The organism is Microbulbifer sp. MLAF003, assembly GCF_030012965.1.
Taxonomy (GTDB): domain Bacteria; phylum Pseudomonadota; class Gammaproteobacteria; order Pseudomonadales; family Cellvibrionaceae; genus Microbulbifer; species Microbulbifer variabilis.
On the sequence record NZ_CP120232.1, the window covers coordinates 2,711,308 to 2,725,697 of the forward strand.

At 50.5% G+C, this 14,390-nt stretch carries 12 protein-coding genes; 5 read left to right on the top strand and 7 right to left on the bottom strand.

The window, feature by feature from the left end:
• Positions 1-21 precede the first annotated feature (21 nt).
• From ppsR to P3339_RS12920, 3 genes are all read left to right on the top strand, one after another.
• Entirely contained in the window at positions 22-849 is an 828-nt protein-coding gene (gene ppsR / locus P3339_RS12910; protein ID WP_020415230.1) for a posphoenolpyruvate synthetase regulatory kinase/phosphorylase PpsR, read from the top strand.
• Between the two features lie 73 nt (positions 850-922).
• Positions 923-2,251 carry an aminodeoxychorismate synthase component I gene (gene pabB / locus P3339_RS12915; RefSeq protein ID WP_020415229.1) on the top strand — a complete coding sequence of 443 codons (1,329 nt, stop codon included), beginning with the start codon at positions 923-925 and terminating at the stop codon, positions 2,249-2,251.
• A 172-nt stretch (positions 2,252-2,423) separates the two neighbouring features.
• Positions 2,424-2,717 carry a hypothetical protein gene (locus P3339_RS12920; protein WP_020415228.1) on the top strand — a complete coding sequence of 98 codons (294 nt, stop codon included), beginning with the start codon at positions 2,424-2,426 and terminating at the stop codon, positions 2,715-2,717.
• Positions 2,718-2,754: 37 nt separating this feature from the next.
• Here the strand turns inward: P3339_RS12920 and cysB are convergent, their stop codons facing one another.
• From cysB to P3339_RS12935, 3 genes are all read right to left on the bottom strand, one after another.
• The gene (gene cysB, locus P3339_RS12925; RefSeq protein WP_020415227.1) at positions 2,755-3,726 is read right to left on the bottom strand and encodes an HTH-type transcriptional regulator CysB; all 972 of its coding nucleotides are present in this window, start codon (positions 3,724-3,726) and stop codon (positions 2,755-2,757) included.
• Positions 3,727-3,934: 208 nt separating this feature from the next.
• Positions 3,935-4,837, bottom strand: a complete 903-nt coding sequence (locus tag P3339_RS12930; protein WP_282950739.1) for a 5'-nucleotidase — start codon at positions 4,835-4,837, stop codon at positions 3,935-3,937.
• A gap of 527 nt (positions 4,838-5,364) precedes the next feature.
• Positions 5,365-6,654, bottom strand: coding sequence for an NAD(P)/FAD-dependent oxidoreductase (locus P3339_RS12935; protein WP_020415224.1), 1,290 nt, complete (start codon positions 6,652-6,654; stop codon positions 5,365-5,367).
• Positions 6,655-6,882: 228 nt separating this feature from the next.
• On the opposite strand from P3339_RS12935, the gene P3339_RS12940 reads away from it, so the two are divergent.
• Positions 6,883-8,217, top strand: coding sequence for a glutamine synthetase family protein (locus P3339_RS12940; RefSeq protein ID WP_020415223.1), 1,335 nt, complete (start codon positions 6,883-6,885; stop codon positions 8,215-8,217).
• A gap of 424 nt (positions 8,218-8,641) precedes the next feature.
• The gene (locus P3339_RS12945; RefSeq protein WP_282950740.1) at positions 8,642-10,771 is read left to right on the top strand and encodes a M4 family metallopeptidase; all 2,130 of its coding nucleotides are present in this window, start codon (positions 8,642-8,644) and stop codon (positions 10,769-10,771) included.
• Positions 10,772-10,884: 113 nt separating this feature from the next.
• On the opposite strand, the gene P3339_RS12950 is transcribed toward P3339_RS12945, so the two are convergent.
• From P3339_RS12950 to yajC, 4 genes are all read right to left on the bottom strand, one after another.
• Complete coding sequence (locus P3339_RS12950; protein WP_282950741.1) at positions 10,885-11,232, bottom strand: alanine:cation symporter family protein; 348 nt, start codon at positions 11,230-11,232, stop codon at positions 10,885-10,887.
• Complete coding sequence (locus P3339_RS12955) at positions 11,175-12,542, bottom strand: alanine/glycine:cation symporter family protein (protein ID WP_282950742.1); 1,368 nt, start codon at positions 12,540-12,542, stop codon at positions 11,175-11,177. Before P3339_RS12955 ends, P3339_RS12950 begins: the two co-directional genes overlap by 58 nt.
• Before the next feature lie 108 nt (positions 12,543-12,650).
• A complete protein-coding gene (locus P3339_RS12960; protein WP_020415220.1) occupies positions 12,651-13,676 on the bottom strand; it encodes a D-cysteine desulfhydrase family protein in 1,026 nt (341 codons plus the stop codon).
• 338 nt (positions 13,677-14,014) lie between these two features.
• Complete coding sequence (gene yajC / locus P3339_RS12965; protein ID WP_282953591.1) at positions 14,015-14,323, bottom strand: preprotein translocase subunit YajC; 309 nt, start codon at positions 14,321-14,323, stop codon at positions 14,015-14,017.
• Between the last annotated feature and the right edge of the window lie 67 nt (positions 14,324-14,390).

Genomic DNA, 14,390 nt, shown 5'->3' on the forward strand with positions numbered 1-14,390 from the left:
GCCAACAGATAGAGAAGAATTATGGCAAAAGACAAGCGCACCGCTTTTTTCATTTCCGACGGAACCGGTCTCACTGTGGAAGCTATCGGTCACAGCCTTCTGGCCCAGTTCCAGGACCAGCATGTGGAACAGGTAACCCTGCCTTATATCGACTCTAACGAGAAGGTACAGCTAGCACTTCAGCGGATTGAAAAAGCTGCTAAAGAATCGGGCCTCCAACCGATCATTATTACCAGTATCGTTTCTGACCAGATCCGCGATCAGTTACACCAAAGTCCCGCCTTGATGCTGGATGTTTTCGAAAACTACCTGACACCATTAGCCAACCTGTTCGGTAGAGACCCGGCACAGACCGTCAATGTCTCCCACGGCATTGCCGACAACCGCCGCTATAGTGAGCGCATTGATGCGGTGCACTTTGCTATCGACAACGATGATGGACGCAGGGTTAGTGAGTTTGAGCAGGCTGACGTGATACTGCTCGGCGTATCCCGGTCCGGCAAAACGCCCACCTGCTTGTACCTGGCACTGCAGTTTGGGCTACGTGCTGCCAACTACCCCATTACCGAGGAGGACATGGACTCCACCACACTGCCAAAGATTTTGCGCCCTTATCGCCGCAAGTTATTTGGTCTGACCATAGATCCCAAGCGCCTGATGCAAATTAGGCAGGAAAGACGCGCCAATAGCCGCTACGCTTCTAAGGAGCAATGTGAATTCGAAGTGCGCCAAGTGGAGCAGATGTTGCGAAGGGCACAAGTGCCTTTTCTCAATGCCACACAGCTTTCAGTGGAGGAGCTTGCGACGCGCTTAATGTCACAAGCCGGTATCGAACGCAGAATTGACTAAAGAACCACGCGGACTTTTCACGCCGCCACAAAATGTGTAGTGTGCGCCGTCTTCCGGACAGCCATGTTTTGATATGCAAATTGTCTCCCTGCCCTATTCCCTGAACACAGCAGCGGCCTTTGCCGCAGTGGCCGACCTACCCGCACCGGTATGGCTCGACAGTGGCCGACCCATTGGTGGAGGCCGCTATGACATCATCAGCGCCGACCCCCTCAGCACCCTCGAGTTGCATGCAAATAGCCCAGCCCCCTTTTCACAGCTGGATGACTTGACCTGCGAGCTGTGCCCACAGGAGCGGGACTCGCAATTGCCTTTTTGCGGCGGAGTGATCGGCTATGCGGGATATGAACTTGGGGTAGAGGGCAACTATCTTCCATCGGACACCCGCCCTACCGATTTACCGGCAGGCTTTTTTGGTCTCTATGGCTGGGCTTATATCGCAGACCACCAATTAGGCAGCTGCCACCTGGTATTCCACCCAGCCTGCCCACCTCGACAAGTGCAAGAATTGACCGAGCGTTTTAACTCGATAACCTGGGAAAAGCCTTTGAACACGGCGGAGTTCCGCCTGCTGGCCCCATTTGAACATGAGTTCAGCGCTGAGGAATATCGCGCTCGGATTGAACGCATTCTCGAATATATCGCCGCAGGAGATGTCTACCAGGCAAACTTCACGCAAAGGTTTTGCGCCCCCTATGAAGGCGACCCCTTCAGTGCCTACCTGGCCCTGCGCACACGGGTCGCGGGTCCCTTTTCTGCCTATATGGAATTAGCTCAGGGAAGCCTACTGAGCATGTCGCCGGAGCGTTTTATCCGCGCAGATGGCGACAGCTTGCGCACAGAACCAATCAAAGGCACTGCTGCCCGGGTTGCCGACCCGCTAGCGGACCAGAGAGCAGCCTTCACCCTGCAGAGGAGCCCCAAGGATCGCGCCGAGAACCTAATGATCGTAGATCTACTCCGCAATGATTTTAGTAAGTTGTGTCGTAAAGGCAGTGTGCGTGTACCAGAGTTGTTTCAGCTAGCCAGCTTCGCGAATGTTCACCACCTCGTTAGTGTTGTTACCGGCGAGATGTCAGAGGACTCTGCTTACAGTGACCTCCTCGCAGCTTGCTTCCCTGGAGGCTCGATTACCGGAGCACCTAAAAGGCGCTCGATGGAAGTCATCCGCGAGCTTGAGTCCAGTCCCCGTGGCATTTATTGCGGTAGCATCGGCTACGTCAGTAGCTGTGGCCGAGCTGACACCAATATTGCTATCCGCACTTTCAGTGCTAGCAATGGGCGCATAACCTGCGCAGCGGGCGGTGGCATTGTCGCAGACTCGGATCCTGCGGCAGAACATCGCGAATGCTTAGCCAAGGTGCGCCTGCTTTTAGATACCACTGAGCAGTTTTTACGCTAATAGGATTATGGGAAGCTGACAATTCCGCGTTTGGCACCAATTCCTGTAGTGAGACTACAGTTTTTGGTTATAGCCCTATCCTGGATCGATATTTCAATGTTATTAGACCTTCTGATAAATTCGTGGTTAATAGCTCCAATTTCGGTGCTTATAACGGATCAAGGAATTTATTGTGAAGATCACACTGGTCAAAAAAGTACTCGCCGATGGCTCTCCCTGCGCCAAGTGCCGCGACGTGCAGGAAAAGCTGGAGGGAAATGATCAGCTCAAGTTTATCGACCAGACGCTGATAGCCGATGTGCGCGACCCACAGAGCGCCGGAATAAAAATCGCCCAGCAATACAAAGTAGAGCGCGCACCCTTTTTTGTCGTTGAGCGGGAAGGCCAGGAAGCGGTGATTTATACCGTTTATTTCAAGTTCGCCAAAGAAGTACTGCAACCAATGATTCAGGTAGAGGCCTCCTAGCCTCTACCTTTAAAGCATGGCCTCTTAAATAGCTGGACTAGTAAACTGGCAGTTCCATGCCAGAAAACAGCGCATCAACCTCTGCACGACTCCCAGCATGTGCCGCTTGATCAACCAGCTCACGGGTTAGATGCGGGGCAAATTGCTGGATAAATTCATACATAAAACCGCGTAGAAAAATTCCTTTTCGGAAACCAATCTTTGTCACGCTGGGTTCAAACAAATTGCTGGCATCCAGCGCTACCAGATCCTCATCCTCTCCATCCACTGCCATATCCGCCACAATACCAATCCCCAAGCCAAGGCGCACATAGGTCTTGATCACATCCGCATCAGCAGCAGTAAATACCACTTTCGGTGACAGTCCTTTTTCCAGAAAGGCCTCATCTAGTTTTGAACGACCAGTGAAGCCGAATACATAAGTCACTATTGGGTACTTTGCAACCTCCTCAAGATCCAGTTTGCTGGCCTGGCACAGGGGGTGGTCTTTCGGCACCAGTACACAGCGATTCCAGCGATAAACCGGCATCATCACTAAATCACTGAACAATTCCAACGCTTCAGTGGCAATTGCAAAATCCGCAGTGCCATCCGCTGCCATTTCTGAAATTTGCATTGGAGTGCCCTGATGCATATGGAGGGACACTTCCGGATAACGGGAAATAAACAGCTTGATAACCGGGGGCAATGCATAGCGAGCCTGGGTGTGAGTGGTGGCAACAGACAGACTGCCCTTCTTGTCATTACTAAACTCTTGCGCAACCTGCTTGATATTCTCAACCTTGCGCATGATTTCGCCGGCCGTCTTAAGAATTGCCTCACCAGCAGGGGTGACCCTTGTAAGGTGCTTGCCGCTGCGAGCGAAGATTTCGACACCTAACTCATCTTCAAGCAAGCGGATCTGTTTACTGATACCCGGCTGAGAAGTGTAGAGACTCTGCGCAGTAGCAGAAACGTTGAGATCGTGATGCGCCACTTCCCAGATATATCGCAACTGCTGCAGCTTCATAGGTCCTCCCTTACTATCAATCACCCCGCCCCAGAACGAGCGCAACCCTGACAGATAAATTGTTTGTTATAAAAAACACATTGAGTTATGCGCGAAAAGAATAGCAGCGAATTAGAGCCCGGGCCAACAGACAGATGAATATCCGGTGAAGAGGAGCTAGTGTCAATCGACTTTGAGAGATAAATCCCATTCTGGCGGGATTCTTTGATCAGGCTTCAGCATTGGCAATACCGTGGGGCACATGTCCCGTGGCAACATGCTCCGCGGCTGAGGCACAATGTGTCGGCTGATCATCAAAAAAGACATCGGCCCCAAAAGCACGCAGGAACTCGCCTTTTGGCAACCCACCCAGAAACACCGACTCATCTACACGAATATTCCAGGCCCGCAGGGTGCGAATCACTCGCTCATGAGCCGGCGCAGATCGCGCAGTAACCAAGGCAGTACGAATAGGACAGGAATCCAGGCCGAATTCCGACTGGAGCTTTTGCAGGGCCTCAAGGAACCCTTTAAATGGACCCCCGCCAAGTGGTTCCTGGGCTGAAGCCCGCTCCGCCTTCGCAAAAGCGGCAAGGCCATCGCGCTTATAAATTCTCTCAGCCTCATCAGAAAAAATAACGGCGTCGCCATCAAATGCAAAACGCAGCACGTCATCCCGATACTCGCGACTCCCACCTGCCACCAAGGTAGCCGCAGCCACCCCCTGCTCCAGTGCACGCTGGACATCCAGCCCATCTGTAGACAGAAACAGATTACAGCCAAAGGGGCCGATATAGCGGTAAGGGCTCTCGCCATTACAAAAAGCTGCACGGGTAATATCCAAACCATAGTGCTCGATGGAGTTAAACACCCTCAAGCCGGTATCAGCACTGTTGCGGGAAAGTAATATCACTTCAACCCGGGGCTCTCCCTCTAGCAGCTCATTAATCTTTAATAACTTCTCAACAAGAGGAAAAGCGTCTCCCTTATCCAGCACATCGTTCTCCCGGTCAATCTGGTAACGGGAAAAGGCTTGTAACCCCTGCTCCTCAAATACCTGGTGGCTCTCACCCAGGTTAAACAATGCACGCGAAGAAATTGCAATTACCAACTTATCGGGTCGAGCATCCATCAAGGCCCCTCCACATACTCATGCCCAGCGGGCCTTTTGTTGCCATACCACTTTTCCAGCAGGGCACCCAGCACCCGCCGTAAATCTTCCAGAGTACACTTAGACATACCTCTTGGCTCGCCACCAGCAATTGGGCATCGCTAACTTCTAAAACAAACTTTAGAAGGCCGTTCAACTCATTCGGTGGGCATGCAACCTCTATACGCTGATAAATTTCCACCAAATGACCGATAAGCAGCCCGCCGCGCCGCCAATCCAACTCATAGGATTGAGCTCCATCCCGCATAACTTAAGCCTGCAATGGAGTGTCTCATGATTATTGAAAAAAACAATGCTAGGGAGAGCCTACGGAAACCCCCATTACAAGCACAGCCAGAGTTAGAGACATAGACCGATCTCTTCGGGAGTCGAGTGGTATACAGGGGCCTTTCACGAGCAGAAGACTATAGAGATATCCACCAAGAAGATAATTGTCCTGGTCATCCTCGCTGGTGGCAAGACAAGGCTCCGAAATGCCGAGGTAGCAACTACCGCCCAAACCTATCCATCATACTGTGATAGAACATACCCAACACAAGCCCCGGCCAACGTAACAGGGTGCCGCCAGGAAAGGTATCTGTTGGTATCCTGGCCATAATATCGAAGCGCTCTTCGATCCCAGCAATTGCCTCAGCAAGGACCTTACCTGCAAACGTAGCCGTGGGGACCCCATGCCCGGAATACCCCTGACTGTAATAAATATGGGGTTCCAGCCTGCCCATGTGTGGCATGCGGTTCAAAGTAATTGCCAAAGCCCCTCCCCAGCCATACTCAATGTGAGTCCTCTCCAGCTGCGGATATACCTTCAACATGTTTTTACGCACAAACTTGCGAATATCAGCTGGGAAGCGAGTCGTGTAATTCTCACCACCGCCAAAGATCAAGCGGTTATCGCCTGAGAGCTTCCAGTAATTGATAACAAAAAGCGTGTCCTGTACCGCGTGATCGTTGGCAATCAACTCTTGTGCCTGTGAATCGGGCAAAGGCTCGGTGGCGATTACAAAGTTATTGATAGGCATTATCTTGCCTGCCATGCGCGGTTCGAGTTTACCTAAGTAAGCATTACAAGCCAGCACCACATTGCGTGACCTGACTCGCCCCTTGGCAGTTACGATCTCACAGGGACTTCCACCTCGATAACGCAGCACTCTGCTGTGTTCAAAAAGTTTTACCCCCATCCCAACACAGGCCGCTGCCAACCCCAGTGCATAGTTTAGTGGGTGCAGGTGCAACGAATCGCTATCAATTTGAGCTCCGAGATAACGCGTGGAGCCAACCAGCTCCTGTACTTCCTGCTCATCCGCGTATCGCACCCCCTGGTAGCCATAGCGATCCCGCAACAGCTCCGCTTCCTTACGCAGATAGTTATCATGACTGGGCTTGGCTGCCAGGTGCATAATGCCGCGTTTGAGATCACAGGGGATATTATGCTTAACAATTAACCGCTCAACTAGTTGCACCGCCTCGATACTGAACTTCCAGAGCCGGGCCGCAATATCGGCGCCAAACATTTCCTCCAGATCACTTTGGCAGCGGCGTTGGCCCACCCCAACATGACCACCATTTCTCCCAGAAGCGCCCCAGGATATTCGCTCAGCTTCAAGCACCGCAACCTTATAGCCTCTCTCAGCCAAGTGCAGTGCCGTAGATAGACCGGTGTATCCAGCGCCAATCACACAGACATCCGCCTCTATATCCCCATTTAGCAAGGGGTATTCGAGAGCCATATTGGCACTCGCAGCGTAGTACGATTCTGTATGTCCACTCAGCACTTTCATTAAAATAATTCCCTGAGCTGATAAGAGCGCCCGAAAAGCACTAACTTATAAGATTAGCAACAACACACTCCTGAATACTAACTCAGGCTTTTTGTCACAATCATAGTCAACCCTACACATTAATCTGCAGCGCCCTTTCCCCAGCCCTCGCTCACAACAACGCAAGCAGGCGCCCAAGCGTATACTGAAGTCACCACAGGGAGAGGTCATTTTACCTAAGGGGCTAAGATGCGGAAGATTACAAACTGGCTTGCAGAGCACCAAATCGCCGAGGTGGAGTGCCTGGTACCTGATATGTCGGGCAATGCCAGAGGAAAGTTCACCCCAACCGACAAATTCCTCACCCAGGACAGCCGCCTTCCGGAAAGCATTCTGGTTCAGACTGTGACCGGCGACTACGTCGATGAACATAACGAACTGGTAGACCCGGCCGATACGGATATGCTTTTGGTACCCGATCCCGATTCAGTTCGCCTAAACCCCTGGGCCAATGATCCCACTGCTCAAATTATTCATGATTGCTATACACGCGATGGTCGACCCCATCCGATTAGTACACGCAATATTCTCAAATTTGTTCTAGAAAAATATTCAGCTAAAGGGTGGAAGCCGATTGTTGCCCCTGAAGTGGAATTCTACCTGGTGAAACGAAATTTAGACCCGGATGAAAAACTTTCCGCACCCGTTGGTCGCTCTGGCCGCACAGAAAAAACCCGGCAATCTTATAGCATCGATGCGGCCAACGAATACGAACCTATCATTGAGGATATGTATGATTTCTGTGAGGCACAAGGCCTGGATGTGGACACGCTTATCCATGAGTCTGGCACCGCGCAAATGGAGATAAATTTTCTGCATGGAGACCCTTTACGACTCGCTGACCAGGTTTTCACTTTTAAACGGACAGTAAGGGAAACTGCACTGCGCCATGGAATTTATGCAACCTTTATGGCGAAACCGATGGAGGATGAGCCTGGCAGCGCACTACACTTACATCAAAGCGTCATTAATGAAAAAACCGGAAAAAATATTTTCACTGACAAAAATGAAAAAGAAAATGAAACATTCTTAAACTTTATTGGCGGCATGCAGAAATATACACCTGGATTTATCAGCTTTTTTGCCCCGAATGTAAACTCCTATAGACGTTTTACTCCGGAAATGGCTGCACCGACCAGCCTGCACTGGGGCTATGACAACCGCACAACTGGATTGCGAGTTCCCGACAGCTCCCCTCAAGGAAAAAGACTGGAAAATCGCTTTCCAGGAGCTGACTGCAATCCATATTTAGCCATTGCCGCCTCTCTCGCCTGTGGCTATTTAGGGATGATCAATAAAGTGGCACCCAGCGCACCTTACCAGGGCGACTGCTCCATGGAGCCCATCACCCTACCCCGCACGCAAGAACATGCCCTAAATCTTTTATTGGAGTGTGAAGAAGCAGCAGAAATGTTTGGCAGGAAATTCGTAAAAGCATGGAGTGCAATTAAGCGCGATGAATACGAGGAGTTCAACAGGGTAATTAGCTCATGGGAGAGGGAGTACCTCCTTCTAAATGTTTAACCTTAAAAATGATCACATTATTTTTTAAAAATAATATTTAACTGGCACCCCACTCATTCAGCAGGAATAATTAGGCGTATCTTTCGGATTTCTCCGGCAGGATATTAATTGCTGATTTGTGACTACCTGAGCAAAAATATCGAAAACAATTCAAATATATAGGTTTATCATCACCTTTTTGTTGCCACTATGCGTACGCAAGGTAATCTCAGGTTGCCCGTTAAAATCGGGTAACAGGTTTGAGAAAGCGTACGTCATTACCGCATGTGCGGTCCCACCTCTGACGTCTGGTTATCTTCTGCTGTCTTACCGCACTAAAAGACCGGCCCGTACCGACCAGCCATTTTTTTGTAGTAACCCATAAGGGTATCTCCCGGCCCGGACGTCCGGTTTCATATAAAAAGTTATAAAGGGAAAGCTAGCAATGAAACATCTAATAGGAGTTACCTGCACTTTAGCTTTGGCTATAAGTGCCCAGGCTGCCGATCGCATCCCCGCTACACCGGATATGCTCTCGCCGCAGACGCTAACCGCTGCCGCAGGGTCCGATATGGCTCTGGTAAAAGTCCGTGAGCGGACCCTCGGAAGCGGAAAAACTGTTGCCCGCTATCAGCAGACACATAAAGGCATACCGGTTTGGGGACAGACCGTAACCAGTTCAGGCCAGGGTTTAATTACTGAAGTTCACGGCGACGTTCTGACAGGACTGGAAATCGAAGTACCGACTGTCCGCGCATCTATTGACGGTGATAACGCCCTCGATCGCGCAATGAACCACCAGATTACTCAACGAGCCCAACAAGGAATTATGCAGGGAGCGTTATCCCTGCCAGTTCTGAAGCTGGAAGCCAAGAACCAGAAAAAAGAGCTGTTTGTTTACATTAATGAGCAAGATGAGGCTCGTCTCGCTTATCTGGTGAACTGGGTTGAATACGGCGAAGAACCCAGGCGCCCCTTCTACTTCATTGACGCCATGACTGGCGAAGTAATCAAGCACTGGGACGGCCTTACGTTCCAGGATGCTCAGGGCCCTGGTGGCAACCAAAAGACTGGCCGCTATGAATACGGCACTGACTTCCCCTCTATGGAAGTGGATGCCAACTGCCGCATGGATACCACTAACGTGGAAACTGTGGATTTGAACCACGGTACCAGCGGCGGCAGCGTTCACCAGTTCACCTGCCCTTATAATGATTACAAGGAAATCAACGGCGCCTACTCACCGCTGAACGATGCCCACTTCTTTGGAGGTGTGGTCTTCAATATGTTCAACGATTGGTATAACACCTCACCGTTGACCCAGAAGCTGCGTTTACGTGTGCACTATGGCAACAATTACGAAAACGCTTTCTGGGATGGCAGCCAAATGACATTTGGGGATGGCCGTAACACCTTCTACCCATTAGTCAGCCTGGATGTAACAGCACACGAGGTCAGCCACGGTTTCACCGAGCAGAACTCGAATCTTGTTTACAGTGGTCAGCCGGGCGGTATCAACGAAGCCTTCTCTGATATTTCAGGTGAAGCCGCCGAGTACTTCATGACCGGTAGCAACGACTGGCTGGTTGGAGCCCAGATTTTCAAGTCCAGTGGAGCCTTGCGTTATTTTGAAGACCCCACCCAGGATGGAAGCTCCATCGGCCATGCCGATGACTACTATAACGGCATGGATGTGCATTACAGCTCCGGGGTTTACAACCGCGCATTCTACCTGATAGCCAATACCTCTGGCTGGAATACCCGCACGGCGTTTGATGTGTTCGTCCTTGCCAATCAGATGTACTGGGGAACCAACTCTGACTATGACGAAGCTGCCTGTGGCGTTGAGCAAGCGGCTGTTGACTTGGGATACACCAAGGCTGACGTTACTGCAGCCTTCAATACTGTCGGTGTTACCTGTGACGATACTCCTCCCCCTCCCGGTGAATTAGAAAATGGTCAGTCTGTGGATGGCCTATCCGGCAGCTCTGGTGATGAACTTCATTACACTCTAGAAGTTCCAGCAGGAGCTACTGGCCTGAGCTTTGCTATGTCTGGCGGAAGTGGAGATGCAGATCTCTATGTACGCTTCGGCGCTGCTCCAACTACTTCCAGTTACGACTGTCGTCCTTTCAGCGGGGGCAATAATGAGACTTGTAATATAGACGATGCAGACGTGCAAGCAGGTACCTATTACGTCATGGTGCGCGGTTATAGTTCCTTCTCCGGTGTCAGCCTGGTAGGCAGCTTCACAGGTGACGACGGAGGTGGCAACTCAGACGGCTGGGAGGAAACTAACCTTTCCGGCTCTGCGAATGCATGGCAGCACTTCACCCTGGAGGTAGGCAGTGGTGCATCAACCTTGAATGCAACGATGTCAGGCGGTAGTGGTGACGCAGATCTCTATGTTCGCCATGGTTCAGCACCAACTCGCAATACCTGGGATTGCCGTCCATACAAGTGGGGCAATGATGAAAGCTGCAGCATCAGCAACCCGCAAAGCGGTACCTGGCATATCAGCATTCGTGGCTATCAGTCATACTCCGGTGTCACCCTGAGTGCTCAAGCAGAGTAAATATATCTGCTGAGGAGTTCGATTCCCTTGCCATACCAGCGGAACCGAACAATAAAAAAGGCAGCCATCAGGCTGCCTTTTTTCGCTTCAGGTTAGAGTCCCTAAGAACCACACTATTTGTGGCTGGGATCCTTCCAGTAATCCTTCACCGTATTCTTCATCTCTTTCGCCAATACGGTAATACCGAACAAGTTGGGCAGAGTCATAATGACAATGGCTACAGCGGATAGATTCCAAATAACAGTCGTATCCTCAATTGCCGCCCAGAAGAAGGCGATAACATACACAATTCTGTATGGCATAACCGCTTTGGGGCCAAATAGGTAGATCATGGAACGATCACCATAGTAAGACCATGCGATTGCGGTAGAGAAAGCGAACAGCAAAATTCCCAGGGTAACAATCAAGCCACCATACTCGCCGAAGAAACCGCGCTGGAAAGCCTTATTGGTAAGCGCCACTGAGTGCACCAGGGATTTCCCCAAATATCCACATCTTCATTGGCGAACTTACCATCCACCACATTAAGTACACCGCTGAATTCATCTTCACCCACCCGGAAATCCAAGTCTTCAGCGATAGAGCGCGCATGGATCAAGGTAAAATCCTGAGCGTTTAGCGGGCGACCATCGGTTACAACCACCGAGCCATTATAGGGTTTCACATCGCTGGGCTGGCTACTGAGGTAGTTAAATAACTGCTTCACCTCCTCGGGGTTACCTTCATCATAACGCCCTTCCACTACATAAGTATCCGCACCCTCAAACAGGTTTTCATGTTTTTCGCTCCAGACACCGGAAGACAAGATTACCAGGCCGGTCAAGGTACAGATAATGATGGTATCGATAAATGGCTCGAGCAGGGAGACCATGCCCTCGGAAACAGGCTCATCGGCACGCGCAGCGGCGTGAGCAATCGGCGCAGAGCCCTGCCCCGCTTCGTTGGAAAAGAGGCCACGGTTTACACCACGGTTAAAGGCATAGGCGAAGCTGGCTCCCAAGAAGCCCCCTACTGCAGCGCTGCCAGTAAAGGCATCGCGGAAAACGGCCACAAAGGAGGGAACGATATTTTCTATGTTGTAGAAAATCACACCCAGTGCACCAATCACATAGATCAGCGCCATTGCAGGAACAATAGTGGAAGTCACCTTGGCGATTCGGGTAATGCCGCCAATAATCACCATACCCAACAGGATGGCGAGTACACCACCGGTCAGGGCTTTTTCAATACCAAAGGAGTCATGCATTGCCTGAGCAATATTATTCACCTGAGGCAGGCTTCCAGTACCGAAAGAGCAGATCACTGTAGCAATGGCAAACAAGACTGCCAGCCACTTCATATTGAGGCGGCGCTCCATATAGAACATGGGGCCACCAGCGTAGTAGCCATCTGCGGCTTTAATACGATACTTATGGGAGAGCGTTACTTCGACAAACTTGGTTGTCATACCCAGGAAGGCGGTCATCCACATCCAGAACAGTGCGGCCGGACCACCCAGGAAAATAGCAAGACCTACACCACCAATATTACCGGTACCCACGGTACCGGAAAGCGCGGTAGCCAGAGCCTGGAAGTGCGAGGTATCACCCGGATCACCAGGTTTATCGTATTTACCCTGGACGATCTTGATTGCGTGCCCGAAATAGCGAATTTGCGGGAACCCAAGATAAATGGTGAAAAAGAAACCTACCCCGAGCAACACCCAGGGAAACCAAGGTGCCGAACCGAGCATGCCGTCCAATGACAGCAGCAGTTGATTAAAGGAATCCAAGCTAACCCCCACTCCTCTGAATTAATTCTGATTGTTTTATATACAGCAACAGCCGTAATTTGTTGCGCAGGTTAGCAGCTTACGCAGCACTAGAACAGTAAAGGGGCGTTAAACCGTTTGAAATGAAAAGTTTTGCCGGTAGGGAAACAAAGCAAATTGTCCGCCAGTGTGAACAAAAACTATATTGCTGCAACCTTCATAGCTACCATTGCGCAACTGATGTAAAAGCCCGTGAAAGGCTTTGCCGGTGTAGACGGGGTCAAGCAAAATTCCCTCGAGGCTGGCCACCTCATTGATTGTCTGGTAGACCTCAGGACCGGCTGCTCCATACCCAGGCCCGATAAAATTCGCATTTACATCAACCTCGAGAGATGAAAGATTGATCTCGTTTCCCGTCAAGCGGCTCCAGTGAAAGATATCCTCGCGAACTTTGTCCTCGAAGTAGGCTGCACTATCACATACTGCGTACCCGGTGACCTTCGTTTTAACTTGAAGCAACTGGCAACCCAGGGTCAAACCTGCCTGAGTTCCACCACTGCCGGTGGCACTTACAATATACTCTGGCTCAAAGCCTTGGCTGTGACAATCCTCTATTAGCTCCTGCGAAGCAGACAGGTACCCCCAAATCCCCAGCCCGTCACTAGCGCCAGTGGGAATACAAAGGGAGCGATGCCCCAGGCCCAGATATTCCTCTTGCCAATAAGCAAAGTTCCTTCCAAGTTCAGCTGTATATTCTTTGGGCGGATAGATAGATACTTTTGCACCAGCGAGATGGTCCAGAAGCAAGTTCCCATCCACTAAAGTATCAGGCTCTCCCCGCAAAATAAGGTGTACTCCAAGCCCTAGGCGCGCACCGACAAGTGCCGTTGTTCGACAGTGGTTGGATTGAATCCCCCCACAGGTAATCAAAGTGTCACAACCCCGGCTGAGTGCCTCTGCCGCTACAAACTCCAGCTTTCGCAGCTTGTTACCAGACATCCCAAATTCAGTCAGATCGTCCCTTTTTACCCAGATTCTGGGGCCACCAAAAGGAAGGGAGTAACGCTCACTGATTCGATCAAGAGGCTGCAGTGGTGTTGGCAGGTTGCCAAGACAAAGGCGCTCAGGCAACTCGACAGGCAGGCTTTTGGGCACAAGAGACTCCTTTTCTATGGACAGGGCTAATATTGGCGTCGTTGCTCTGTCTGTTTTTACAAAATTGCGGTCGTAGAAAGGGTTACTTAAAGACGAAAACAGCCTTCGTCATAATTCGAGTACCCACCTGAATTTTGTATAATTCTGAAAAGCCCATTATTTTTTGGATTATCGCGGGCTTCGATTCACGCTGACTATTAGCTTGCACTGCTCTTCCAAAAGATTTTTTCTATAAGGGATAACATAGAGTGCAAAGAATCAATCTCACAGAAACGAGAAAGCCCGGCAATCGCCGGGCTTTCTCAACTGGACAATTGTAAGATCAAGCCAAAAGGCTATCAGATCTTTTTAATTGTGCCTTTTGGCAAAACAGCGTGAACTGCCACTTTCTGGAATTTCAAGGACATGTTGTCCGCAACTTCCAGAACAATGTAGTCCTCATCCACCTTATCAACACGACCGAGCATACCACTGCTCATCACCACTTCATCACCTTTTTTCAGGGCACCAACCAGCTCCTGGTGCTCCTTTTGACGCTTGCGTTGAGGGCGAATAATAAAAAACCACATGAACGCGAACAGGCCTGCAAACATCAGCAAGGTAATCATTGGATTACCTTGTGGTGCCGGCGCTGCCTGCTGTGCCATCGCAGAGGGAATAAAAAGCTCATGCAAAACCTCAAAGAGTCAGCCTATAAAATTGCCGCCAACTCTA

Bases quoted from the DNA above. Each gene is read 5' to 3' on its own strand.
- ppsR (WP_020415230.1), top strand. From the start codon at position 22: ATGGCAAAAGACAAGCGCACCGCTTTTTTCATTTCCGACGGAACCGGT.
- P3339_RS12935 (WP_020415224.1), bottom strand. From the start codon at position 6,654: ATGAAAGTGCTGAGTGGACATACAGAATCGTACTACGCTGCGAGTGCC.
- P3339_RS12945 (WP_282950740.1), top strand. From the start codon at position 8,642: ATGAAACATCTAATAGGAGTTACCTGCACTTTAGCTTTGGCTATAAGT.
- yajC (WP_282953591.1), bottom strand. From the start codon at position 14,323: ATGGCACAGCAGGCAGCGCCGGCACCACAAGGTAATCCAATGATTACC.
- cysB (WP_020415227.1), bottom strand. From the start codon at position 3,726: ATGAAGCTGCAGCAGTTGCGATATATCTGGGAAGTGGCGCATCACGAT.
- pabB (WP_020415229.1), top strand. From the start codon at position 923: ATGCAAATTGTCTCCCTGCCCTATTCCCTGAACACAGCAGCGGCCTTT.
- P3339_RS12940 (WP_020415223.1), top strand. From the start codon at position 6,883: ATGCGGAAGATTACAAACTGGCTTGCAGAGCACCAAATCGCCGAGGTG.
- P3339_RS12930 (WP_282950739.1), bottom strand. From the start codon at position 4,837: ATGGATGCTCGACCCGATAAGTTGGTAATTGCAATTTCTTCGCGTGCA.